Annotated in this window: 18 protein-coding genes; 9 read left to right on the top strand and 9 right to left on the bottom strand. The window is 62.0% G+C overall.

All coding sequences use genetic code 11. The features are described 5' to 3' along the window. Window positions 1-7 precede the first annotated feature (7 nt). The gene (locus tag HX824_RS21270; protein ID WP_003209605.1) at window positions 8-610 is read right to left on the bottom strand and encodes a CoA pyrophosphatase; all 603 of its coding nucleotides are present in this window, start codon (window positions 608-610) and stop codon (window positions 8-10) included. 146 nt (window positions 611-756) lie between these two features. Here HX824_RS21270 and HX824_RS21265 point away from each other — a divergent pair, with 146 nt between their 5' ends. From HX824_RS21265 to nagE, 7 genes are all read left to right on the top strand, one after another. Then, window positions 757-1,305 (top strand): NUDIX hydrolase, encoded by a 549-nt coding sequence (locus HX824_RS21265; RefSeq protein WP_003209606.1) that lies wholly within the window; start codon window positions 757-759, stop codon window positions 1,303-1,305. A gap of 42 nt (window positions 1,306-1,347) precedes the next feature. Beyond that, the gene (locus HX824_RS21260) at window positions 1,348-1,851 is read left to right on the top strand and encodes a murein L,D-transpeptidase family protein (RefSeq protein ID WP_003209608.1); all 504 of its coding nucleotides are present in this window, start codon (window positions 1,348-1,350) and stop codon (window positions 1,849-1,851) included. Window positions 1,852-2,114: 263 nt separating this feature from the next. Then, window positions 2,115-2,873, top strand: coding sequence for a GntR family transcriptional regulator (locus HX824_RS21255; protein WP_003209609.1), 759 nt, complete (start codon window positions 2,115-2,117; stop codon window positions 2,871-2,873). 10 nt (window positions 2,874-2,883) lie between these two features. Then, a complete protein-coding gene (gene nagA / locus HX824_RS21250) occupies window positions 2,884-3,990 on the top strand; it encodes an N-acetylglucosamine-6-phosphate deacetylase (protein ID WP_087695120.1) in 1,107 nt (368 codons plus the stop codon). Then, window positions 3,971-4,993: an SIS domain-containing protein gene (locus tag HX824_RS21245; RefSeq protein ID WP_023659131.1), complete on the top strand. Its 1,023-nt coding sequence runs from the start codon at window positions 3,971-3,973 to the stop codon at window positions 4,991-4,993. The genes nagA and HX824_RS21245 overlap by 20 nt, the downstream gene beginning before the upstream one ends. A gap of 36 nt (window positions 4,994-5,029) precedes the next feature. Further along, on the top strand, window positions 5,030-7,537 hold the full coding sequence (gene ptsP / locus HX824_RS21240; RefSeq protein WP_177055029.1) for a phosphoenolpyruvate--protein phosphotransferase: 2,508 nt from the start codon (window positions 5,030-5,032) through the stop codon (window positions 7,535-7,537). Window positions 7,538-7,611: 74 nt separating this feature from the next. Further along, on the top strand, window positions 7,612-9,270 hold the full coding sequence (gene nagE, locus HX824_RS21235; protein ID WP_218180506.1) for an N-acetylglucosamine-specific PTS transporter subunit IIBC: 1,659 nt from the start codon (window positions 7,612-7,614) through the stop codon (window positions 9,268-9,270). A 179-nt stretch (window positions 9,271-9,449) separates the two neighbouring features. On the opposite strand, the gene HX824_RS21230 is transcribed toward nagE, so the two are convergent. Then, entirely contained in the window at window positions 9,450-9,761 is a 312-nt protein-coding gene (locus HX824_RS21230; protein ID WP_177055028.1) for an NGG1p interacting factor NIF3, read from the bottom strand. Window positions 9,762-9,765: 4 nt separating this feature from the next. Then, window positions 9,766-13,662, bottom strand: a complete 3,897-nt coding sequence (purL, locus tag HX824_RS21225) for a phosphoribosylformylglycinamidine synthase (RefSeq protein ID WP_003209621.1) — start codon at window positions 13,660-13,662, stop codon at window positions 9,766-9,768. Window positions 13,663-13,949: 287 nt separating this feature from the next. Here purL and mltF point away from each other — a divergent pair, with 287 nt between their 5' ends. After that, on the top strand, window positions 13,950-15,410 hold the full coding sequence (gene mltF, locus HX824_RS21220; protein WP_008438264.1) for a membrane-bound lytic murein transglycosylase MltF: 1,461 nt from the start codon (window positions 13,950-13,952) through the stop codon (window positions 15,408-15,410). 137 nt (window positions 15,411-15,547) lie between these two features. On the opposite strand, the gene HX824_RS21215 is transcribed toward mltF, so the two are convergent. The 5 genes from HX824_RS21215 to treP all read right to left on the bottom strand — a co-directional run bounded on the left by HX824_RS21215 (window position 15,548) and on the right by treP (window position 22,874). Next, window positions 15,548-15,844 carry a PTS transporter subunit EIIB gene (locus HX824_RS21215; RefSeq protein WP_003209625.1) on the bottom strand — a complete coding sequence of 99 codons (297 nt, stop codon included), beginning with the start codon at window positions 15,842-15,844 and terminating at the stop codon, window positions 15,548-15,550. 1 nt (window position 15,845) lies between these two features. After that, the gene (ptsP, locus tag HX824_RS21210) at window positions 15,846-18,377 is read right to left on the bottom strand and encodes a phosphoenolpyruvate--protein phosphotransferase (RefSeq protein WP_177055027.1); all 2,532 of its coding nucleotides are present in this window, start codon (window positions 18,375-18,377) and stop codon (window positions 15,846-15,848) included. A gap of 49 nt (window positions 18,378-18,426) precedes the next feature. Further along, complete coding sequence (locus tag HX824_RS21205) at window positions 18,427-19,647, bottom strand: carbohydrate porin (protein ID WP_177055026.1); 1,221 nt, start codon at window positions 19,645-19,647, stop codon at window positions 18,427-18,429. A 71-nt stretch (window positions 19,648-19,718) separates the two neighbouring features. Next, window positions 19,719-21,365 carry an alpha,alpha-phosphotrehalase gene (treC, locus tag HX824_RS21200; RefSeq protein WP_003209630.1) on the bottom strand — a complete coding sequence of 549 codons (1,647 nt, stop codon included), beginning with the start codon at window positions 21,363-21,365 and terminating at the stop codon, window positions 19,719-19,721. Window positions 21,366-21,431: 66 nt separating this feature from the next. Continuing rightward, a complete protein-coding gene (treP, locus tag HX824_RS21195) occupies window positions 21,432-22,874 on the bottom strand; it encodes a PTS system trehalose-specific EIIBC component (RefSeq protein WP_008438268.1) in 1,443 nt (480 codons plus the stop codon). A gap of 235 nt (window positions 22,875-23,109) precedes the next feature. Between treP and treR the strand changes: the two genes are divergently transcribed. Then, the gene (treR, locus tag HX824_RS21190; RefSeq protein WP_003209636.1) at window positions 23,110-23,814 is read left to right on the top strand and encodes a trehalose operon repressor; all 705 of its coding nucleotides are present in this window, start codon (window positions 23,110-23,112) and stop codon (window positions 23,812-23,814) included. 74 nt (window positions 23,815-23,888) lie between these two features. On the opposite strand, the gene guaA is transcribed toward treR, so the two are convergent. After that, window positions 23,889-25,466: a glutamine-hydrolyzing GMP synthase gene (gene guaA, locus HX824_RS21185; protein ID WP_003209644.1), complete on the bottom strand. Its 1,578-nt coding sequence runs from the start codon at window positions 25,464-25,466 to the stop codon at window positions 23,889-23,891. Window positions 25,467-25,542: the final 76 nt, after the last annotated feature.

Below are 25,542 nucleotides of genomic sequence, written 5' to 3'. Positions count from 1 at the left end.
CTGGCTCTTAGGTATTGATGAAGCTTTTCGGCGGTCGATGCAGGCTGATGTCGGCATCGTCATAGAGCAGATTGATCAGCTCGACGATCATGATCGCCGTCAGGCCCCAGATCTTGTATTCGCCAAACCGATAACTGGGCACATACCAACTGCGGCCCTGGTAATCGATACGGTGGGTGTGTTCGCGGGGATCCTGGCGAAAAAACTCCAGGGGCACGCTGAAAACAGCGGCGATCTCGGCGTCATTGGCCAGGTATTCGACGTAATCGGGGATAACGCCTACATAAGGCGTGACACGGATACCGTGCAGGGAAATCAGCGGGCTCAACGGGCCGATGACTTCCACCAGGCCCGGCGGCAGGCCGATTTCTTCTTCGGCTTCGCGCAGCGCGGTGAATATCAGGTCGGGATCTTCAGGGTCGCGGCGCCCGCCAGGGAACGCCACTTCGCCGCCATGGGTGGATAACCCGCTGGCGCGCAAGGTCAGGATCAGCTCGGGTTCGTCACTGCGGGTGATCGGCACCAGTACCGCCGCTTCCGGGAAACGACCGTCGGTCTCCAGCGTGTGGGGCGTATGATTGCTTACCCGGCGAAGTAGCTCGTCCAGCATGAGTCATCTCGGTCTGTTGGCTACCTTGCATCATGCACCAAACCTTGCGCACGCCCAACCCCAAAACCCTGGCCATGTCGCTAAACGACAACTTGCAGCCCATACCCGGTCACGCCAAGATAGGCGCACTCTCCAGGAACCCCAGCATGAACTTCTGCAGCCAGTGCGGTAAACCGGTCACCCAGCGCATTCCCGAAGGCGACGCACGCCTGCGTTATGTCTGCGATCACTGTCAGACCATTCACTACCAGAACCCCAATATCGTCGCGGGCACCGTACCGGTGTGGGGCGACCAGGTGCTGCTGTGCCGGCGCGCCATCGAGCCGCGCCTGGGTTTCTGGACCTTGCCCGCCGGCTTCATGGAGAACGGCGAGACCGTCGAGCAGGCCGCGATGCGCGAAACCCTGGAAGAAGCCTGCGCCCGGGTGCGCAACCTGAGCATCTACACCCTGATCGACGTGCCGCACATCAGCCAGGTGCACATCTTCTACCGGGCCGAACTGATCGACCTGGATTTTGCCGCCGGCCCCGAAAGCCTTGAAGTGCGCTTATTCGATGAAGCCGACATCCCTTGGTCCGAGCTGGCTTTCCGCACGGTCGGGCGTACCTTAGAATGCTTTTTTGCTGACCGTCGGCAACAGTCGTATCCGGTGCGCAGCGAATCGGTGCCGCCGCTGACCCAGTTGGCCAAATAACAATCCAGGCGGCACGTAGTCTTTTCAGGGGATACCGTTTCAATGCGTTGGTTGCTTGCTCTGATCTGCCTGTCGTTTGCCACGCTGTCGCCAGCCTCCACCCAAGTGATCCTGGGGGGCAAACCCGTCGAGAAAATCCTGGTGCTCAAGTCTGCCCATCAGTTGCAACTGATCAATGACGGCAAGCCCCTCAGGACCTACCGCATTTCCCTGGGCAAGAACCCCAAGGGCACCAAGCTGATGGAAGGCGACCGCCGCACCCCGGAAGGTTTCTACTGGATCGACTGGCGCAAGACCAGCGACCGCTTCAACCTGGCCATGCACATCTCCTACCCCAATATCAGCGATTCCGCGCGCGCCCGCCGCGAAGGGGTCAAGCCCGGCAGCATGATCATGATCCACGGCACCCCCGACGCCGAGGACTACCCCGAAGAGCTGTTCCACACCCTGGACTGGACCGACGGCTGCATCGGCATGCGCAATGTCGACATGCGCGAAGTCTGGAACCTGGTGAAAGACGGCACGATGATCGAGATTCGTCCGTAATTTCCTGCCCCTCGTAAAATAATTCAAAAAAAATTCCCGCCCCATGGGTGGCCTGCCGGTGAATACCAGTTCACCTCGGCAAGCTGCGCGCTTCTGCCTGAAATAAAGACCTCTCTAATACCACTTGAACTGGCGCACTATTAAGGCGCCAGCAAACGCTCGCCCGCACTGTTTTCGCTGCATTGACATGGTATTTAAGTGGTATTAGCTTGCGATCACTACCGGGCGACAACACTCCAATAACCGCATCGGAAACCGACACGATGAACCCCATCCTGGCCCTGCGCCCCGACGATAAACAATCGACGCCGCTGTACCTGCAACTGGCCCGCAACCTCGAAGCCGCGATTCATGCCGGCCAGTGGAAATCCGAGCAGGCTTTGCCGTCGGAACGTGCCCTCAGCGAGCAACTGAGCATTTCCCGGGTGACCGCCCGCAAGGCGCTGGAAGTGCTGTTCGAACAAGGTCTGATCCGTCGCAGCCAAGGCTCCGGAACCTTCATCACGCCACGCCTGGAACAACCGCTGTCGCGCCTCTCGGGCTTCAGCGAAATGCTCCGGCTCAAGGGCTTTGTGCCGACGTCCCAGTGGCTGGAGCGCGACATCACCCCGCCGACCCATGAAGAATTGATTCGCCTGGGCCTGTCACCCAGCGACAAAGTCGCGCGGCTCAAGCGTTTGCGTAAGGCCGACGACACGGTGATGGCGATTGAAATGACCGCCATGCCCGCCTCCGTCCTCCCCCACCCGCAGGCCATCGGCAACTCGCTCTACGAATACCTGGAAAGCATCGGCAAACCCATCGTGCGCGCCCTGCAACACATCCAGGCGATCAACGCCTCGGATGAGTTCGCAGCCCTGGTGGGCATCGCCCCCGGCACCGCCATGCTGCTGATGACCCGGGTGGGCTACACCGCCGACAACACCCCGATTGAAATCACCGACACCTACTGCCGCAACGACTACTACGACTTCGTCGCAGAACTGCGCCGCCACGACTATTCCGCTGAACTGCGAATTTAGAGAACTGCCCATGTCCGAAGACAATATCCTCACGCCACACGGCTGGATTCGCGGCCGCCTGGTGCACCAGCACGGCAAGGTCACTGCCGTAGAAGGCAGCCCGTGCAACCCGGCTGACAACGACCTTCCGTACCTGCTGCCAGGCTTTATCGACCTGCACGTGCACGGCGGTGGCGGCAAAGACATCATGGAAGGCACCGACGCCTTCCACACCATCACCCGCACCCACGTGCGGTTTGGCACCACCTCGCTGCTGGCCACCACCATGACCGCGCCGGTGGATGAGATTTCCCGCGTGCTCGGCGAAATCGGCACCTATTGCGAAAGCCGCCCGACCGGCACCGCTCGTGTCCTGGGCGTGCACCTGGAAGGCCCCTACATCAATCCGGGAAAACTCGGCGCACAACCGAACTTCGCCCACACCGCCTTGATGGCCGAAGTCGAAGAATACCTGCGCCTGGCGCCGATCCGGGTGATCACCATTGCTCCGGAAATCGCCGGCCATGACGGCCTGATCCGCGCCCTCAGCGAACGTGGCGTGCGCATGCAGATCGGCCACACCCTGGGCAGCTATGAAGAAGGTGTCGCCGCCCTCGCCGCCGGGGCCACCAGCTTTACCCACTTGTACAACGCCATGAGCCCGCTGCATCACCGCGAGCCCGGCATCGTCGGCGCGGCCCTGGCCCACGCCAAATACGCCGAGTTGATTCCCGACCTGCTGCACGTGCACCCCGGTGCCATGCGCGTGGCGCTGCGCTCGATCCCGTGCCTGTACTGCGTCACCGATTCCACCGCCGCCGCCGGCATGCCCGACGGCGAATACAAGCTGGGCAGCCACACCGTGACCAAGTGCCTGGGCGGCGTCCGCCTGGCCGATGGAACGCTGGCCGGCAGCACCCTGACCATGGACCAGGCGCTGCGCAACCTGGTGAAGATCGGCCTGCCCATTAGTGAAGCCTCACAACGCCTGTCGCAATTTCCTGCGGACTACCTGGGCCTCGAAGAACGCGGTCGCCTGCAACCCGGCAGCTTTGCCGACTGCGTGCGCCTGGACCGCTCCCTGCACCTCACCGACGTAATGGTCGAAGGAGAAACCATTGACTTCAAAAATGCTTGAAGAGGCCCTGGCCTCCTGTGAGGCCGTCGAGGCTCAACTGCAACGACTGGACCCGCTGCTGGTGGAAGTCGCCGGCCGCCTGCGTCGCCAGCCACCGCAAGTGGCGATGACCATCGCCCGTGGCAGCTCGGACCACGCCGCCAGTTACTTCGCCTACCTGACCATGCAACACCTGGGGATTCCGGTGGCGTCGCTGCCGATGTCGGTGGTGACCATGCTGCAATCGCCGCTCAAGGTCAGCGGGCAAGTGGCGTTCGGTTTCTCCCAGTCGGGACAGAGCCCGGACCTGGTCAACAGCCTGCGCCTGTTGCGCAAGCGCGGCGCCTTGAGCATCTCGATGGTCAACGCCGAAGACTCGCCACTGGAAGCCGCCTGCGAATTCCATGTGCCGCTGTGCGCCGGGCCGGAACGCAGCGTCGCCGCCACCAAAAGCTTTATCGCGACCCTGAGCGCCAGCGCCCAGCTGATCGGCCACTGGAATCAGGAAGACGAGTTGCTGCAAGCCTGTAAGGCACTGCCCGAAGGTTTGCGTGAAGCCGCCAGGCAAGACTGGAGCCTGGCCATCGACGCCCTGCGCGACTGCCAGCAACTGATGGTGATCGGCCGTGGCGCCGGTTTTGCCATCGCCCAGGAAGCCGCGCTCAAGCTCAAGGAAACCTCGGCGATCCAGGCCGAAGCCTTCAGCAGCGCCGAAGTGCGCCATGGCCCGATGGCTCTGATCGATGACAACTACCCGCTGCTGGTCTTCGCCCCACGCGGCGCCGAACAAGCCGGCCTGCTGAGCCTGGCCGCAGATATGCGCCAGCGCGGTGCCCGCGTGCTGCTGGCCGCTCCCGATGACATCGCCGAGCGCGACCTGACTCTGAGCCGCGCCGAACACCCGGCCCTGGACCCGATCCTGGCGATCCAGAGTTTCTACGTGATGGCCGCCGGTTTGGCAGAGGCCCGGGGCATGGACCCGGACCAACCGCGTCACTTGAGCAAAGTGACCCGCACCCACTGAGTTGATTGCAGCGTTTTCCTGATGAGTACCGTGCCCATGTCCCACAATAATAAAGACCTCACCCTCAGCGCTCCCCTCAGTGGGCCGGTGCTGACCCTGGGCGACGTTCCCGACGAAGTGTTCGCCAGTGGCGCCATGGGCGACGGCATTGCCATCGACCCGCTCAACGATTGCCTGCACGCGCCGTGTGATGGCGTGATCATCCACGTCGCCCGCACCGGGCATGCGCTGACCATTCGCGCCGATAACGGCGCTGAATTGCTGATGCACGTGGGCATCGACACGGTGGAATTGAATGGCGAAGGCTTTGCGCTGCTGGTCAAGCAAGGTGCGCGCGTCAGCAAGGGCCAGGCACTGGTGCAGTTTGATCTGGACCTGATTGCGCGGCAGTGCAAAAGCCTGGTCAGCTTGATCATCCTGACCAACAGCGAGCTGTTTGAGCTACGGCCGATCACCTTGAAAACAGTGAAGGTCGGCGAGCCGCTGCTGCATGTGGTTGCACGGTTGGCCGGTGCAGCGAAAGTGATTGATGAGTCGGTCACCGAAGCCAGCGCGACTATTCGCATCACCCATCGTGGCGGCCTGCATGCGCGCCCCGCTGCCTTGATCCGCAAGACTGCACAGGCATTCAGCAGCCAGTCGCAGCTGCATTTCGCTGGCAAGTCGGCTTCGTGCGACAGCCTGATCGGCTTGATGGGCCTGGGGATTGGTGAGCAGGACGAGGTGCAGGTCACCTGTCGTGGCAAGGATTGTGAAGCGGCGCTGCAAGCACTGATCGCTGCGCTGTCGGTGGAAGTTGGCGAAGCGCATCACGCTCCAGTGGCCGTCGCCCCACGCCGCGCGAATACCGAAGCCGGAGTACTGCAAGGCGTGTGTGCCGCGCCGGGGTTGGTCTGCGGCCCGTTGTTCCGCCTGAACGGAATCGAGCTGCCGGTGGACCCGGGCAACAACGCCCCGGATGAGCAGCTGCAGCACCTGGACAGTGCCCTGGAACAGGTGCGTAGCGAAATCCGCCACACCCTGGACCAGGCCCGTCAGCGCAAGGATGTGGAAGAAGAAGAGATCTTCGCCGCCCACCTGGCCCTGCTGGAAGACCCTACGTTGCTGGAGACCGCCACCGCCGCCATCGAACAGGGCAGCGCCGCCACTCACGCCTGGCGCGATGCGATCCAGGCCCAATGCGCGGTGCTGCTGGCACTGGGTAAACCGTTGTTCGCCGAACGCGCCAACGACCTGCGCGACTTGCAGCAACGCGTGCTGCGGGCGTTGCTGGGCGAGGCCTGGAATTTTGATTTGCCGGCCGGCGCTATCGTCTCGGCCCATGAGCTGACCCCATCGGATCTGCTGCAACTGAGCAATCAACACGCCGCCGGTATCTGCATGGCCGAAGGCGGCGCGACGTCTCATGTGGCGATTCTGGCGCGGGGTAAAGGCTTGCCGTGCGTGGTTGCACTGGGCACTGAATTGCTTGATGTGCCCCAAGGCCAGCGCGTGGTGCTGGATGCCGCCAACGGCCGCCTGGAGCTGACGCCGGATGATGCACGCCACGCTCAGGTTCACCAGTTGCGCGATGCACAGAAACTGCGGCGCCAACAGCAGCACGCGCAGGCTCAAGGCACCGCCAGCACTCAGGATGGCGTGCGTATTGAAGTGGCCGCGAATGTCGCCTCCAGCGCCGAAGCCCAACTGGCCTTCGAGAATGGCGCCGATGGCGTCGGCCTGCTGCGCACAGAATTTCTCTTCGTCGACCGCCGCACTGCGCCCGATGAACAGGAGCAGCGCCAGGCCTACCAAGCCGTGCTGGATGCCATGGGCGACAAATCCGTGATCATCCGCACCATCGACGTCGGCGGCGACAAGCAACTCGACTACCTGCCGCTGCCGTTCGAGACCAACCCGGTGCTGGGCCTGCGGGGCATTCGCATGGCCCAGGTACGCCCGGAACTGCTGGACCAGCAACTGCGTGCCCTTCTCCAGGTCAGCCCGCTGGAACGTTGCCGCATCCTGCTGCCAATGGTCAGCGAAGTCGACGAACTGCTGCACATTCGCCAGCGCCTCGATGAACTGTGCGCCGAGTTGGAACTGACCCAACGCCCGGAACTGGGGGTGATGATCGAAGTGCCCGCGGCGGCGCTGATGGCCGAACAACTGGCCGAGCACGCGGACTTTCTGTCCATCGGCACCAATGACCTGTCCCAGTACACCCTCGCCATGGACCGCGACCACGCCGGCCTCGCCGCCCGGGTCGATGCCATGCACCCGGCGCTGTTGCGGCTGATCGCCCAGACGTGCATCGGCGCAGCCAAGCATGGGCGCTGGGTCGGTGTGTGCGGGGCGCTGGCGTCCGACCCGCTGGCCACGCCGGTGCTGATCGGTCTGGGCATCAGCGAGCTGTCCGTCAGCCCGCCGCAAATCGGAGAAATCAAGGACCGTGTCCGTCACCTGGACGCAGCCCAATGCCGGCAACTGAGCCAAAGCCTGCTTAACCTGAGCAGCGCCAAAGCCGTTCGCCAAGCCTGTCAACACCACTGGCCGCTGAGCTGAAAACAACAAGAATAGGGAGACACGCCGTGTACCAATATTTTATCGAAGGGCTGCAACGCCTGGGCCGTGCGCTGATGCTGCCGATCGCGATTCTGCCGATCGCCGGCCTGCTGCTGCGACTGGGCGACACTGACCTGCTGAACATCGCGGTGATGCACGACGCCGGGCAGGCGATCTTCGCCAACCTGGCGCTGATCTTCGCCATCGGCATTGCCGTGGGTTTTGCCCGCGACAACAACGGCACGGCGGGCCTGGCAGGCGCCATCGGTTACCTGGTGATGGTCTCCACCCTCAAGGTGATGGACGCCAGCATCAACATGGGCATGCTCGCGGGCATCGCCAGCGGCTTGATGGCCGGTGCGCTGTATAACCGCTTCAAGGACATCAAGCTGCCGGAGTACCTCGCATTCTTTGGTGGGCGACGGTTTGTGCCGATCGTCACCGGGTTCTCGGCGGTGGCGCTGGGGGTAATCTTTGGCTTGATCTGGCCACCCGTGCAGCAAGGCATCAACAGCTTCGGCGTGCTGCTGATGGAAAGCGGCAGTTTTGGTGCGTTCGTGTTTGGCGTGTTCAACCGCCTGCTGATCGTCACCGGCTTGCACCATATCCTCAACAACATGGCGTGGTTTGTGTTCGGCACCTTCACCGACCCGACGACCGGCGCGGTAGTGACCGGCGACCTGACTCGCTACTTTGCCGGCGACCCGAAAGGTGGGCAGTTCATGACCGGCATGTTCCCGGTGATGCTGTTCGGCCTCCCGGCGGCGTGCCTGGCGATGTACCGCAATGCACTGCCGGAGCGGCGCAAGATCATGGGCGGGATTTTCCTGTCGATGGCGCTGACCTCGTTCCTGACCGGGGTCACCGAGCCGATCGAATTTGCCTTCATGTTCCTCGCGCCGTTCCTGTACCTGGTGCATGCGCTGCTGACCGGGTTGTCGATGGCGATCACCAACATGCTCAACATTCACCTGGGCTTTACCTTCTCCGGTGGGTTTATCGACATGGTGCTGGGCTGGGGTAAATCCACCAACGGCTGGTTGGTATTCCCGGTTGGGCTGGCGTATGCGGTGATCTACTACAGCGTGTTCAATTACTGCATTCGTCGCTTCAATTTGAAGACGCCGGGGCGCGAGGATATTCAGGTGGTGCAGGCTGAGGCGATGACCGATAACCAGCGGGCCGGAGCTTACATTCGAGCGCTGGGTGGTGCGGAGAATCTGCTGAGTGTGGGTGCTTGCACGACGCGTCTGCGGCTGGACATGGTGGATCGCAACAAGGCGGTAGATGCCGAGCTGAAAGCACTGGGGGCCATGGCGGTGGTTCGGCCGGGCAATGGCGGGAGTTTGCAGGTAGTGGTCGGGCCGATGGCGGACAGCATTGCCGATGAGATTCGGTTGGCGATGCCTTCGTATGTTGCGGCACCTGCGGTGGTGGTAGCGCCTGTTGAGAAGAGCACACCGGTGAATGTGCATGAGGCCGAGAAATGGCTGAGTGCGCTGGGCGGTCGGGCCAATGTATTGCAACTGGATGCGGTGGCGATGACGCGGCTGCGGGTGGAGCTGGGGGATGGTTCGGTGTTGTCGGAATCCCAACTGACTGCGCTAGGTTGCCAGGGGGTTAGCCAGCTTGAGAGTGGGGTTTGGCACTTGCTGATTGGTGACAAGGCCTCGGGGTTGGGTGAGGCGTTGGAGCGGTTGGTCAGTGGCCGTGAGGTTGGGGTAAAAGCCTGAATCTTTGCTGAGCATCAGGGCCTCTTCGCGAGCAAGCCCGCTCCCACATTTTGATCGGTGCCCGTCATGGCAACGCGGTCAAATGTGGGAGCGGGCTTGCTCGCGAATGGCCGTGACAGGCAACAAAAAACCCGCTGACCAAACTGGCCCAGCGGGTTTCTTGTTTTTCAACCAGCGAATCAAAAATCCGCCAACTGCCACACCTCATACGCCGGTGTCTCGTACGGATGGCTAAGCTTCAACGCAGCCACCACAGCCTCGATCAACTCATCCGCCACCACCAACTCAACCTTCCACTCTTCAACCACTTCAACCTGCCCCACCTGCCCGATAAACGGCTGGCTGCCGTCCATCGCGCGGAATTGGCCCTGGCCCAGTACCTGCCAGGCGCAGCTGTCGTAGTTGCCGATGCGCCCGCCGCCGGCTGCGAAGACGGCGGTTTTCACCGTCTCCACGTGGCTGTCGGGCACAAAGAAGCTGAGCTTGTACACCGCCTTAGTTCACCCAGACGCGAGCGTTACGGAACATGCGCATCCACGCGCCGTCCTCGTTCCACTCTTCCGGGCGCCACGAGTTCTGCACGGCGCGGAACACACGCTCCGGGTGCGGCATCATGATGGTGACGCGACCGTCGCGGCTGGTCAGCCCGGTGATCCCGCGCGGCGAGCCGTTCGGGTTGGCCGGGTAGCCTTCGGTGACCTTGCCGTGGTTGTCGACAAAACGCAGGGCCACAGTACCGGACAGGTCGGCTTCCAGCAGTGCTTCTTCGCTGGCGAATTCCGCATGGCCTTCACCGTGGGCGATGGCGATTGGCATGCGCGAACCGGCCATGCCCTGCAGGAAGATCGAGTTGGATTCCTGTACCTGGACCATCGCAACACGGGCTTCGAACTGCTCGGAGCGGTTACGCACAAAGTGCGGCCAGAACTCGCTGCCCGGGATCAGTTCGCTGAGGTTGGACATCATCTGGCAACCGTTGCACACACCCAGGGTGAAGCTGTCATTACGCTCGAAGAAGCCCTGGAACGCGTCACGGGCACGGCTGTTGAACAGGGCCGACTTGGCCCAGCCTTCACCGGCACCCAGTACGTCGCCGTAGGAGAAACCACCGCAGGCAACCAGGCCTTTGAACTCATTGAGGTCGACGCGACCGGCGAGGATGTCGCTCATGTGCACGTCGATCGCATTGAAGCCGGCACGGTCGAACGCTGCCGCCATTTCCACCTGGCCGTTGACGCCCTGCTCACGCAGTACGGCCACTTGTGGGCGGATGCCTTTCTTGATGTAAGGCGCGGCGATGTCCTGGTTGACGTCGAAGCTGAGCTTGGTGCTCAGGCCCGGATTGTCTTCTTCCAGGATCACCTCGAATTCCTGCTCGGCGCAGTCGGCGTTGTCGCGCAGGCGCTGGATCTGGTAGCTGGTCTCGGCCCACTGGCGTTGCAGCAGGCGGCGCTGGCCTTCAAACACGGTTTCGCCGTTGAAGACGATGTTGATTTCACCGTTGTTGATCGGCTGGCCAATCACGGCCACGCAGTCGCCCAGGCCAGCGGCGCTGAACTGTGCGAGTACGTCCGGGGTTGCGTCCTGGCGAACCTGGATAACGGCGCCCAGCTCTTCGTTGAACAGGATTGCTGCGATGTCAGCGGAAGTTTCTGCCAGGCCATCGAGGTTCAGGCTCAGGCCGCAGTGACCGGCGAAGGCCATTTCCACGGCGCTGGTCAGCAAACCACCGTCGGAACGGTCGTGGTAAGCCAGCAGGTGGCCGTCGGCGTTCAGGCCCTGGATCACGGCGAAGAAAGCTTTCAGGTCTTCGGCGTCGTCGACGTCCGGGGCCTGCTTGCCGAGCTTGCCGTGCACCTGGGCAAGGATCGAGGCGCCCATGCGGTTCTGGCCGCGACCGAGGTCGATCAGGATCAGGTCGGTGGTGCCCTTGTCCATGCGCAGTTGCGGGGTCAGGGTCTGGCGAATGTCGGTGACTGGCGCAAAGCCGGTAACGATCAGCGACAGCGGCGAGGTGACGCTCTTGTCCACGCCTTCATCGTTCCAGCGGGTGGCCATGGACATGGAGTCCTTGCCCACCGGAATGGTGATGCCCAGCTCAGGGCACAGCTCCATGCCGACCGCTTTCACGGTGTCGTACAGGCGCGCATCTTCACCCGGGTGACCGGCAGCGGACATCCAGTTGGCCGACAGCTTGATGTCGGAGATCTTGGCAATACGCGAAGCCGCGATGTTGGTCAGGGTTTCGCCGATGGCCATGCGGCCCGACGCCGGGGCGTCCAGCAGCGCCAGCGGAGTCCGCTCGCCCATGGCCATGGCTTCACCGGTGTACACGTCGAAGCTGGTAGCGGTGACGGCAACGTCAGCCACCGGGACCTGCCACGGGCCGACCATTTGATCACGGGCAACCAGACCGGTGATGGTGCGGTCGCCGATGGTGATCAGGAAGCTTTTGCTGGCAACGGCCGGGTGGTGCAGGACGCGCTCCACGCAGTCGGCGATGGCCAGGGTCGACGGGTCGAAATCGTCGCCCAGTTCGTTTTCACGCACGGCCGAACGGTGCATGCGCGGGGCTTTGCCCAGCAGCACTTCCAGCGGCATGTCCACCGGGCTGTTGCCGAAGTGGCTGTCGGTGACCGTCAGTTGCGGCTCGGCAGTGGCTTCGCCGACCACGGCAAACGGGCAGCGCTCGCGTTCACAGATCGCCTGGAAGCGTTCGAAGTCGGCAGGGCCGACGGCCAGGACGTAACGTTCCTGGGATTCGTTGCTCCAGATTTCGTGCGGGGCCATGCCCGGCTCGTCGTTTGGAATGTTGCGCAGTTCGAAACGGCCGCCACGGTCGCCATCGTTGACCAGTTCCGGGAAGGCGTTGGACAAGCCACCTGCGCCGACGTCGTGGATGAAGCTGATGGGGTTCTTGTCACCCAGTTGCCAGCAACGGTCGATGACTTCCTGGCAACGGCGTTCCATCTCAGGGTTTTCACGCTGTACGGAAGCGAAGTCCAGGTCGGCCGAGCTGGTGCCGGTGGCCATGGAGGAAGCGGCGCCGCCACCCAGGCCGATCAGCATCGCCGGGCCACCGAGGACGATCAGCTTGGAGCCGACCAGAATCTCGCCTTTCTGTACGTGTTCGGCGCGGATGTTGCCCATGCCGCCGGCCAACATGATTGGCTTGTGGTAACCGCGCACTTCATCGCCACGGGGGGTGGTGATGGATTGCTCAAAAGTACGGAAGTAACCGGTCAGGGCCGGACGCCCGAATTCGTTGTTGAACGCGGCGCCGCCCAGCGGGCCTTCGATCATGATGTCCAGCGCGGTGACAATGCGCTCAGGCTTGCCGTACGGCACTTCCCACGGCTGTTCGAAGCCCGGGATCTGCAGGTTGGACACGGTGAAGCCAGTGAGGCCAGCCTTTGGCTTGGCGCCACGACCGGTTGCACCTTCGTCGCGAATCTCGCCGCCGGAACCGGTGGCTGCGCCCGGGAACGGGGCAATCGCGGTCGGGTGGTTGTGGGTCTCGACTTTCATCAGGATATGCACCGGCTCCTGCACCGCGCCGTACTGGCGGGTTTCAGGGTCCGGGAAGAAACGGCCGGCGACGGAGCCGACGATGACCGAAGCGTTGTCCTTATAAGCCGACAGAACGCCTTCGCTGTGCATCACGTAGGTGTTCTTGATCATGCCGAACAGGCTTTTTTCCTGGCTCTGGCCGTCGATGTCCCAACTGGCGTTGAAGATCTTGTGGCGGCAGTGCTCGGAGTTCGCCTGGGCGAACATCATCAGTTCGATGTCGTGCGGGTTGCGCTTCAGGCCGATGAAGGCGTTGACCAGGTAGTCAATTTCGTCTTCGGCCAGGGCCAGGCCCAGCTCGGTGTTGGCGGTTTCCAAGGCGGCACGGCCACCACCGAGCACGTCAATCGCGGTCAGCGGCTTGGGTTCGGCGTGGCTGAACAGACCGGCGGCCTGTTCCAGCTGGCTGACGATGATCTGGGTCATGCGGTCGTGCAGGCTGCTGGCGATCAGCTCGGCCTCGGCCTCGCTGAACTGGCCTGCTACATAGAAGGCAATCCCGCGTTCCAGGCGCTGGATTTTGTCCAGGCCGCAGTTGCGGGCGATGTCGCTGGCCTTGCTCGACCAGGGCGAGATGGTGCCGAACCGTGGCAGGACCAGGAACAAGCGGCCGTTAGGCTCTTGAACAGGAACGCTGGGACCGTACTTCAGAAGGCGCGCCAGCACTTGCTGTTCGTCGGCGGTCAAAACGCCAGTAACGTCGGCGAAGTGAGCAAATTCAGCATACAAGCCACTGACAGAAGGTACCTTCTGGCTCAGTTGCTCAAGGAGTTTGCTGTGGCGAAAGGCAGAAAGGGCAGGAGCGCCGCGCAGGATCAACATCTTCGGGACAGCCTCGGGAAGGGGGTGTGCTTTGAGGCCGTGCATTCTAGCGTAAACCGTCGCCAACGGCACCCGAAACGGCACCAGTGGCCGCAGCCGGACGTCAGTTGGCATAAATCGCACGATATCATATGGCCACACAGGCTATTCCGGGCAGTTATTTTAACCGTCACAATCGGCTGCCAAGCCCCGTTTCTGCGGGCTGCAGCCAAGGTTTACGGGCGCTAGCAGACAAGTGCCCCGCTGTCGAGATATGGCGCCGAGGGTCCTTTGCGTATACTGCGCAGATGTTCTCCCCTACTGCTTTACGCCCGCGATGCGCCAAATGGCTCTTCGTTACCGGACTCTTCCTGCTGCTCAGTGCGTGTGTGGATAAACCCAACACGCTCGAGCGAATCAAGGAGGATGGCGTATTGCGGGTGGTCACCCGAAACAGTCCGGCCACTTATTTCCAGGACCGTAACGGCGAAACCGGCTTCGAATACGAACTGGTGAAACGTTTTGCCGACGAGTTAGGGGTAAAGCTCGAGATCGAGGCGGCCGACAACCTGGATGACCTGTTCTCGCAGATCGGCAAACCCAACGGCCCGGTACTGGCCGCCGCCGGCCTGGTCAGCAGTGAGCAGCGTCGCCAGCAAGTGCGTTTCTCCCACCCTTATCTGGAAGTCACCCCGCAGATCATCTACCGCAACGGCCAGTCCCGGCCGACCACCGCGGCAGACCTGGTGGGCAAGAAGATCATGGTGCTCAAGGGCAGCACCCACGCCGAGCAACTGGCGCAGCTGAAAAAACAGTTTCCCGGGATTGAATACGAAGAGTCCGACGCCGTTGAGGTGGTCGACCTGCTGCGCATGGTGGATGAGGGCCAGATCGACCTGACCCTGGTGGACTCCAACGAAGTGGCGATGAACCAGGTGTACTTCCCCAACGTGCGGGTGGCCTTTGACCTCGGTGACGCCAGCCATCAGGCCTGGGCGGTCGCCGCCGGTGAAGACAACAGCCTGCTCAACGAGGTCAACAACTACCTCGACAAGGTGGAAAAGAACGGCACGCTGCAACGCCTGAAAGATCGCTATTACGGGCACGTCGATGTACTCGGCTACATGGGCGCCTACACCTTCGCCCAGCATCTGCAACAGCGCCTGCCCAAATACGAGAAACACTTCCGGGCCTATGCCAAGGAAGAAAAGGTCGACTGGCGCCTGCTGGCGGCCATCGGCTACCAGGAATCACTCTGGCAGCCGGCGGTGACCTCCAAGACCGGCGTGCGCGGCCTGATGATGCTGACCCAGAACACGGCGCAGGCCATGGGCGTGTCCAACCGCCTGGACGCCAAGCAGAGCATCATGGGCGGCGCCAAGTACCTGGCCAAGATCAAGGATGAGCTGGACGACAAGATTGCCGAGCCGGACCGCACCTGGTTTGCCCTGGCGGCGTACAACGTCGGCACCGGCCATTTGGACGACGCGCGCAAGCTGGCCGAAAAAGAAGGCCTGAACCCGAACAAGTGGCTGGACGTGAAGAAAATGCTGCCGCGCCTGTCGCAGAAGCAGTGGTACAGCAAGACGCGTTATGGCTATGCCCGTGGCGGTGAGCCCGTGCATTTTGTGGCGAACATCCGGCGTTACTACGACATTCTGACGTGGGTGACGCAGCCGCAGCTGGAAGGCAACCAGGTGGTCGAAGGCAACCTGCATGTGCCGGGTGTGGACAAGACCAAGCCGACGGAAGAAACCCCGCAGCTGTAATCCCCCGATTATCCAAACACCACAAAACCAATGTGGGAGCGGGCTTGCTCGCGAAGGCGGTGGTTCAGCCAGCACATGGATTGACTGACACACCGCCTTCGCGAGCAAGCCCGCTCCCACATTTGATCTTCGTCGTCTTATAGAGCGGTGTTCAGGCCGGTAAGCAGGTGCACCACCCCACCCGCCAACACCATCACGCCCGGCACGCCTGCCGCCTTGAGCGCCTGCGCATCCAACCGCCCCGCATCCTGCAACTGCACCCGCACCCGGGTCAGTGCTACCCGCTGCTGCGACTTGAGATTCTCCGCCCCGCCCAGCGCATTCAGCACTGCCGGGGCCAACAGTGTTTCGCTCACTGGAGCTGCCTGCGGCGTTTCAAGCACCAGATCCGGCGTCAGGGCCTTCCAGAACGCCCGCTGAAATTTCTCGAACATGTCAGTTCTCCACAACCAATGAGGTTTCAACGGTAGCCGCGTGGTACAGGCGCAACGCCTCGCGAACCTGCGCCGCTTCTTCCAGGCCCAGCACCTGACGGGCGATGGATTGGCAATCCGCCAGGTCCAGCTCGCGCACGGTAGCCTTGATGGTCGGGATCAGCGGCACGCTGACCGACAACTCATCCACCCCCAGCCCGATCAGCACCGGCACCGCCAGCGCTTCAGACGCCAACGCCCCACATACGCCGACCCACTTGCCATGGGCATGGGCCGCCTTGACGGTGGCGGCGATCAGGCGCAGCACCGCCGGGTGAAAGCTGTCGGCCTGGCTGGCGAGGCGCGGGTGATCGCGGTCCATGGCCAGGGTGTATTGGGTCAGGTCGTTGGTGCCGATGGAGAAGAAATCCACCTCCGGCGCAAACAGATCGGCCATCAATGCCGCCGATGGCACTTCGATCATGATTCCCAGCTTCGGCAGTTCCGTCAGCCCCAGGGCCAGCGCTTCCTCTTCAAGAATCTGCCGCGCCAGGCGCAGCTCCGAGAGCAGGCTGACCATCGGCAACATGATGTGCAAACGGGCGAAACCGGCACTGGCGAGAATTGCACGGAATTGTTCACGCAACAGTTCCGGGCGCTCCAGGCACAGGCGAATCCCGCGCAGGCCAAGGAACGGGTTGGTCTCGCTGTCCATCGGCACATAGGCCAACGGCTTGTCGCCACCAACGTCGAGGGTGCGCACCACCAGATTGCGCTGCGAGCCCAATGCACGGGCGATGGCGCTGTAGGTGCCCGCCTGCTCCTCGGGGCTCGGCGCGCGGTTGCGGTCCAGGTAGAGGAACTCGGAACGCAGCAAACCAACGCCTTCGCCCCCCAGGGACAATGCCTGCTCCACCTCCTGCAACGATGCGACGTTGGCCGTCACTTCGACGTGATGACCGTCGCGGGTCGTGGCGGGCAACGACGCCTGCTCCACTTCCCGCTGGCGGCGCAGCACTTGTTGTTGGCGGCTGGCTTGCAAGTGTTCGATCTCGGCCAGGTCCGGGTCCAGGTGCAACTCGCCCTTGTCGGCATCCAGCAGCACTTGCTTGCCGTTGGCCAGTTCCAGCACCTGCGCCGGCACCCCGCAGATGGCCGGCAAGCCAAGGGCGCGGGCGAGAATTGCGACGTGGCTGGTAGCGCCGCCGCCCACCGTCACAAAACCCAGCACCTTGCGCGTGTCGAGGCTGGCGGTTTGCGAGGGGGTCAGTTGTTCGGCAATCAGGATTGCCTGCTCCGGCAAATCCCAGGCGCTGTCCTGAACCCCGAGGATCAATTTCAGCACCCGCTGGCCAACGTCTGCCAGGTCGGCAGCGCGCTCGGCAAGCAAGGCGTTGCCCAGGCCCTGGAAGAGCGTGGCGGTGGCCTCGGTGGCGCTGTTCCAGGCGAAGGCCGCGCTCTTGCCCTGGTCCAGCAGGTCGCGGGTTTGTTCCAGCAGGGCCGGATCGTCCAGCAACTCCTGATGGGCGCGGAAGATCTCGGACTGGGCAGTGCCGACGGCCTTTTCCTGCAGGGCTTGCAGCGCCTGATTGGCGTGGTTCAGGGCATGGGTCAGGGCCGCACGTTCCAGCGCTTCACCTTTGCCGGTCTCTACGAACGTCAGTGCCGGCTCCTTGACCTGCACCACCTGGCCAAACGCCGAACCGGGCGAGGCGCACACGCCGCGCAGCAAGGTCGCCGATGAATCAGGCGCCACGGGTGCAGCGCCAGGTTGAGGAGCCGCGACGGTTTCACCGCAGCCTTCGGCCAGCAAGGTCACCAGCGCCTGGATCGCCGCTTCGGCATCCTCGCCGGCCGCGCTGACTTGCAAGGTGTCACCCTGCACCGTCTGCAATGCCATGATCCGTACCAGCGACTTGGCGTTGGCGCTCTCGGTTTGCTTGTGCAGGTAAATACTCGCCTTGAAGCCTTTGGCCGCCTGCGCCAGCACCGCCGCCGGGCGCGCATGCAGGCCGTTGGCGTTGGGCAAGGTCAGTGGCCTGGAGAACAGGGCGTCACCCTCCTCGTCTTTCACCTCGTCGGCAACGGCTTGCGGCGTGACTCGCAGCAGTGGCTGCCCCACGTCTACCAGGCCCTGCTCGGGCGTCAGCAGCTTGAAGGGCTCGCCACTGACCACCAGCATCAGGGTCAGCAAACTACGGGCATTGAGCGCCACGTAGTCGGCATCGAATTCAATCAGCGGTTGTCCGGCTTCCACCCGCTGGCCTTCCTCGACCAATCGGGTGAAACCCTTGCCCGCCAGGTTCACGGTGTCCAGGCCGATGTGCATCAGCACCTGGACGCCGTTGTCATCGGTGATGCTCACCGCATGACCACTGTCCTGGATATTGCTGATCACCCCGGCCAGTGGCGCGCAGAGGGTCTGCGAGGTCGGATCGATGCACAGGCCATCGCCGATAAGGCGACTGGAGAACACCGGATCAGGCACCTGGTCCAGGGCGAGCAGCACCCCGGACAATGGCGCCAGCAATTCCAGGGAATGGGTTGTGGTCATGACTTCACCTGCTGTTTGGTTCTGTAAAAATCATTGGGCATCGACGGCTTTATTTCCACCAGTACTCAACCTGCACACCAAAGTTGGAGCCATGCAACGCCGAGCCATAACTGCCGGTGTCGGACAACGCCGAACCTGCCGCCAGTTCATTGGCCGCACGCTTGGCCGCTTCGTTCCAGGTCGCGTAGGTGTAATACAGGCGCACTTCCGGTCGTGCCCAGAAATTCGGGCCTTTGGGCGACCAGGTCGGGGCGAACGTAAATTTGCTCAGCTTGCGCGTGCCACCGGTGGCCTCGACCTGATCATGACCGAGTTCGGTGACCAGCTTGAACTGTTCGGAAATCGCATAGGCCGGGCGCACGCCCAGCGACATCCAGGTCTGATCCTGGCTGCCCGGGCGAATATCTTTCTGGTACACGGCCTCGATCTGCCCGCCAAACCGTGGCGTCACTTGCCAGTCGAAGAACTCCACTGCGCGGTAGCTCTTGCTGCTTTTATCGAGGAAGGTATCGCCGGTATAACCGAGGCCGGTGCCGGGGCCTTCGCCGTACTGCAGGGCAAATTTGTTGCGCCCGCCGAGGAAGGGTTTCTGCACATGCTGGGCGGTAATGGCCCAGCCGCTGTTGGTGTCACGGCCACCGGCTTTTTCGATATAGCTCAAGCCCAGTTCCAGCTCGCCGCCGGGGTTGGTCTTGAACCCGGCCACGTTAAAGTCGTGACGGGTGGCGTATTCCTTCTGGTACAGGTTGTCCTTGCGGGAAAGCGCGTAGCTGTATTTCAGGTCGCCGATTTTCACGTCCTCGATACCACCGCCCGTGGCGCTCTGGTTCCAGTAGTAGAAGTCGGAGATATGGATGTCGTTTCGTTTGTAGTAGCGCCGGCCGGCCCACAGCGAACCGCCGTTGAGGCTGGGGATGTTCGACCACTGCGCGTACATCTGCGGCATGCGTGCCGAGCCGTTGTCTTCGCCCTGGAACTTCAGCGCCCGGTCGTACTTGTTGTACAGCGAAGCCATGGCGTCGACGCTGAACACCGAGCCGTCGTCGAGGGTCAGCAGGTCCTGGCGCAATTCGAGTTCGGCGTACTGCTCGCACTCGTTGCCCAGGCGGTATTTGGATTGTGCACCCGGCAACTGGAAGCACTGCTGCTTGCCACTGCCGGTTGAAGTCCCCGCACCGCTACGCAAGTAGCCGGCAAATTCCAACGCCTGGGCTGCCATCGGCAAGGTCAGGCAGGATGCAACGAGGCCCAGCTTTATTGTTGTTTTCATGAAGCACTCCGATATTTTTATTATGTTTTTTTAAGCGCCCCGGCTCTCCCACGCCGGGGGTAAAGCGGGTCTCAGTCCTTGAGATGCAGCACAAACGATTCATACGGGCGCAGCGAGACCTGGCTCGAGCGCTGTGGGCAGTCGTCGTAGTTGCTGATCAGCAGGCGTTGCTCACTCGCCGCCGTCAGCAGGCCATCGGGCAGTTCGATCTGGCATGGCGTGCCGTAGAAGTTGTTCAGCACCAGCAGGCGTTCGCCGTGGCCTTCGCGCAGGTACGCCCAGACCTGGGTGTGCTGTGGCAGCAGTTGGCGATAAACGCCTTCCTGAATCAGCGGCTCATGCCGACGCAGCTTGATCAGCGCACGGTAGTGATGCAGTACCGATTGCGGGTCATCCAGCTCGCTTTGCACGTTGATCTGCGCGGCGTTGGCCGGGATGCCGATCCACGGTTCGCCGCGACTGAAGCCGGCGTTTTGCTCGGCATTCCATTGCATCGGTGTGCGGCTGTTATCGCGGGACTTCTGCATGATCGCCGCCATGCTCGATGCCTCGGACTCACCGGCCTCACGCTTGAGCCGATAGATGTTCAGCGTCTCGACATCCCGGTATTGGTCGATGGTGTCGAAGCCCGGATTGGTCATGCCCAACTCTTCGCCCTGGTACACGAAAGGCGTGCCCTGGAGGAAGTGCAGCGCAGTGGCGAGCATCTTCGCCGAGACCACGCGGTGCTCGCCGTCGTCACCAAAACGCGAGACCACCCGCGGCTGGTCGTGGTTACACCAGAACAGCGCATTCCAGCCGCCACCGGCCTGCATGCCGAGTTGCCAGTCGGACAGAATCTGCTTGAGTTGCAGGAAGTCGAAGTCGGCCGCGACCCACTTCTGCAGGTTCGGATAGTCGACTTTCAGGTGGTGAAAGTTGAAGGTCATCGACAGCTCTTTCGACTGTGGATTCGAATAACGAATGCAGTGCTCAAGGCTGGTGGACGACATCTCGCCGACGTTGATCAGGTCATGCCCCTCGAACACTTCGCGGTGCATTTCCTTCAGGTATTCATGCACGTTCGGGCCGTCGGTGTAGAAGCGCCGACCGTCGCTGTTGTCTTCCGGAAAATCCGCCGGCTTGGAGATCAGGTTGATCACGTCCAGGCGGAAACCGCCCACACCCTTGTCGCGCCAGAAGCGCATCAGCTTGAACACTTCGGCGCGCACCTTGGGGTTGTCCCAGTTCAGGTCGGCCTGGGTGTGGTCGAACAGGTGCAGGAAGTACTGGCCGGTCTGCGCCTCGTATTCCCAGGCCGAGCCGCCGAACTTGGATTCCCAGTTGTTCGGCTGGTCGCGCCAAATGTAGAAGTCGCGGTACGGGTTGTCGAGGCTGCTGCGGGCCTGCTGGAACCACTCGTGTTCGATGGAAGTGTGGTTGACCACGATGTCGAGCATCAGCGTGATCCCGCGCTTGGCGGCTTCGCTGATCAGCAGGTCGCAATCGGCCATGGTCCCGTAGCTCGGGTCGATGGCGTAGTAGTCGCTGATGTCGTAGCCGTTGTCGCGCTGGGGCGAGCGCAGGAACGGGGTGATCCACAGGCAGTCGACGCCCAGCCACTTCAGGTAATCGAGCTTGTCCACGATGCCCAGCAGGTCACCGGTGGCGTTACCCGCGTGGCTGTGGAAGCTTTTGGGGTAGATCTGGTAGATCACCGAATGTTGCCAGTTTTGCATGACGGGTTCCTTCAATCTGGAAATGCGATCAACTGTGGGAGCTGGCTTGCCTGCGATAGCGGTAGATCAGGCGACCCGGTAGCCAGGCCGGACAATTTTCATGCTCAACACACAGGTCAAAACAAACGGCACGACAATCGCGACGACCATGCCGATGACAAAACTTGGGATGTACTGCGGGATGATCGAGATGAACCCGGGCAAGCCACCCACGCCAATCGCCGAGGCCTGCACCTTGTTCAGCGAGAGGAAAATACTGCCCAGCGCCGAGCCGGTCAGCGCCGCGTAGAACGGAAACTTGAAGCGCAGGTTGACCCCGAACATCGCCGGCTCGGTGATGCCGAAGTAGGCGGAAATCGCCGAGGTGGACGCCATGCTCTTGTCCCGTGCATTGCGGCTCATGTAGAACACGCCGAGCGCCGCGCTGCCCTGGGCCAGATTGGACATGACGATCATCGGCCAGATAAAGGTGCCGCCCTGGGTGGAGATCAGTTGCAGGTCCACGGCGAGGAACATGTGGTGCATGCCGGTGATCACCAGCGGTGCATACAGCAGACCGAAGATTGCGCCGCCGACCATCGGCGCCAGGTCAAACAGAGTGACCACGCCTTCGGTGATCAGGATGCCGAGGTGGCGGGTCACCGGGCCGATGATCGCCAGCGCAAGTACGCCGGTGACGACGATGGTAGTGATCGGCACCACCAGCAACTGAATGGCATTCGGCACCCGTGCCCGCAGCCATTTCTCAATCACGCTCATCACGTAGGCGGCCAGCAGGATCGGCAGGATCTGGCCCTGGTAGCCGACCTTCTCGATCTTGAACCAGCCGAAAATATCGAAATACGGCAGGCTCTGGCCGTCGAGGCCGGCGACCGCCTTGCCGTAGTTCCAGGCGTTGAGCAGATCGGGGTGCACCAGCATCAGGCCGAGGACAATGCCGAGGATTTCACTGCCACCAAAGCGCTTGGCCGCCGACCAGCCCACCAGTGCCGGCAGGAACACGAACGAGGTGTTGGCCATCAGGTTGATCAGGCTCCACAGGCCATCCAGGTTCGGATAGGCGTCGAGCAAGGTCTTGTCCGCGATGAACATGCCCTTGGCGCCCATCAGGTTGTTCACCCCCATGAGCAAGCCGGCAATGATCAGCGCCGGCAAAATCGGCATGAACACATCGGAGAACACCCGCACCAGGCGCTGCATCGGGTTTATTTTGTCGGCGCTTTTCTGTTTCACGTCCGCGATGGTCGACGCGGCGAGGCCCGTTTGCTCACGCAGGGCGGCGTAGACTTTTTCCACTTCGCCGGGGCCGATCACGATCTGGAACAGACCGCCGGTGAAGAACGAACCCTTGACCAGGTCGACCTGGTTCAGCTCGCCGCTGTTGGCCAGGCTCGGGTCCTTGAGGGCCAGGCGCAAGCGGGTGACGCAATGGGCAGCTTGCTCAAGGTTGTCGCTGCCGCCGAGGTTCTTGAGAATCTCGCGGGCAATATTCGGATAGTCGTGGCTCATGCTTGGTATCCACTCTGGTTTTTTTTATTGGGCGGTCATAGGCAGCACGCCGAAGCCAAAAGTACTCGTCTGTACGAGTTAAAGCAATAACTCGTATGTACGAGTTTGAAAATGATTAATTTTCTGTTTTTTGAGTCAGAAATTTCCGAGTTCTACAATGGGTTGCATGGACAAACCCCATCGCTGCCACTAAGGTTCCTGCCTTGAACGCCAACGTGGCACAGAGCCCTTCCCCATGAGTAAATACAACCAGATCTATACCGATCTGCTTGCCAGCATCACCACCGAACGCCTGCAACGCGGCACGCGCCTGCCCTCCGAAACCGAACTGATGGACGCCTACCAGGCCAGCCGTGGCACGGTACGCCGGGCGATCGAGCAATTGCAGGAGCGCGGCTTCGCGCAAAAGATCCACGGCAAGGGCACCTTCGTGCTGTCACCCAACCCCATCGAGTTCCAGCTCGGCGGTATCGTCAGCTTTCGCGAGACCCATGCCGCCCTCGGCGACGACGTCAGTACCGAAGTGGTGGAGTTCAGCCAGTTCCCGCTGGAAGGCCCGTTGATGCAGCACATTGAGGCCGAAGCTGGCAGCCTCATCACCCGGGTCAAACGGGTGCGGCGGATCGATGGCAAACGGGTGATCCTCGACATCAACCACTTCGTCGCCGACCTGATACCGGGGCTGGATCGGGAGATTGCCGAGCAGTCGATCTATGCGTTTATCGAACAGACCTTGCAGCTGCAGATCAGCTATGCCCAGCGCACCATCGAAGCGCTGCCACGGGGAAAGGACGATCAGACACACCTGGACCTCGAAGGTCAGAGCCATGTGATCGTGGTGAGCAACCAGACGTTTTTGCAGGATGGACGGCAGTTCGAGTACACCGAGTCGCGGCATACGCTGGATAAGTTTTACTTTTCGGATATTGCGCGGCGGTAGACAAACGCCAGAAACACAAAACCCCGGCACCAGGCCGGGGTTTTGTTATTCAGCGCTCACCTGCTACGGCAGGATCATTCCCACTCAATGGTCGCCGGCGGCTTGCTCGACACGTCATAAGTCACGCGCGAAATACCTTCGATCTCATTGATGATACGACCGCTGACCGTCTCCAGCAGTTCGTACGGCAGGTGCGCCCAACGGGCGGTCATGAAGTCGATGGTTTCCACCGCACGCAGGGCCACAACCCAGGCGTAACGACGACCATCGCCTACGACACCAACCGACTTGACTGGCTGGAACACTACGAACGCCTGGCTGACCTTGTGATACCAGTCGGCCTTGCGCAGTTCTTCGATGAAGATGTGGTCGGCGCGACGCAGCAGGTCGGCGTATTCTTTCTTCACTTCACCGAGGATCCGCACGCCCAGGCCCGGGCCCGGGAATGGGTGGCGGTAGACCATGTCGTACGGCAGGCCGAGTTCGAGGCCCAGACGACGGACTTCGTCCTTGAACAGTTCGCGCAGTGGTTCTACCAGCTTGAGGTTCATTTCCTCAGGCAGGCCGCCCACGTTGTGGTGGGACTTGATCACGTGGGCCTTGCCGCTCTTGGCGCCGGCCGATTCGATCACGTCCGGGTAGATGGTGCCCTGGGCGAGGTACTTGATGTTGTCCAGTTTGTTGGACTGGGCATCGAATACGTCGATGAAGGTGCGACCGATGATCTTGCGCTTCTTCTCCGGGTCGGACTCGCCGGCCAGGTTGTTCAGGAACTGATCTTCAGCGTTGGCGCGGATCACCTTGACGCCCATGTTCTCGGCGAACATGGCCATCACTTGCTCGCCTTCGTGCAGGCGCAGCAGGCCGTTGTCGACGAAGACACAGGTCAGTTGGTCGCCGATGGCCTTGTGCAGCAGCGCCGCAACCACGGAGGAGTCAACGCCGCCGGACAGGCCCAGCAGGACGTTGTCGGTGCCGACCTGGGCACGTACGTTGGCGATGGCGTCTTCAGCGATCTTCGACGGGGTCCACAGGGCTTCGCACTGGCAGATGTCGAGGATAAAGCGCGACAGGATGCGACCGCCTTGCTTGGTGTGGGTCACTTCCGGGTGGAACTGCACGCCGTAGTAGCCGCGCTCGTCGTTGAACATGCCGGCAATCGGGCAGCTCGGGGTGCTGGCCAGGATGTGGAAGTCTTCCGGCATCCGGGTGACCTTGTCACCGTGGCTCATCCATACGTCGAGGCCAAACAGGCCGTCGGCGTCGATGTGGTCTTCGATGCCGTCCAGCAGGCGGCTCTTGCCGACCACGTCGACACGGGCGTAACCGAATTCACGCAGCTCGGAACCTTCAACCTTGCCGCCCAGTTGCTCGGCCATGGTCTGCATGCCGTAGCAGATACCGAAGACCGGCACGCCCAGGTCAAACACCGCCTGCGGGCAACGAGGGCTGTTGGCTTCGTGCACGGACTCGGGGCCGCCGGCGAGAATGACGCCTTTTGGAGCGAATTCGCGAATCGCTTCGTCGTCCATGTCGAACGGATGCAGTTCGCAGTACACGCCGATTTCACGCACGCGGCGGGCGATCAGCTGAGTGTACTGGGAACCGAAGTCGAGGATCAGGATGCGGTGGGCGTGAATGTCGAGGGCCATGAGATCAGTCTCGTCTAATGAATCAGAAACAACTCGGGGCTGAATAAGACAGCCCCGGTTACTTAACTATTTGCTG

This window comes from Pseudomonas sp. D4002, assembly GCF_013385665.1.
Classification (GTDB): Bacteria; Pseudomonadota; Gammaproteobacteria; order Pseudomonadales; family Pseudomonadaceae; genus Aquipseudomonas.
Note: the sequence above shows the minus strand (reverse complement) of the source record. Positions and strands in the feature narration are given on the sequence as shown.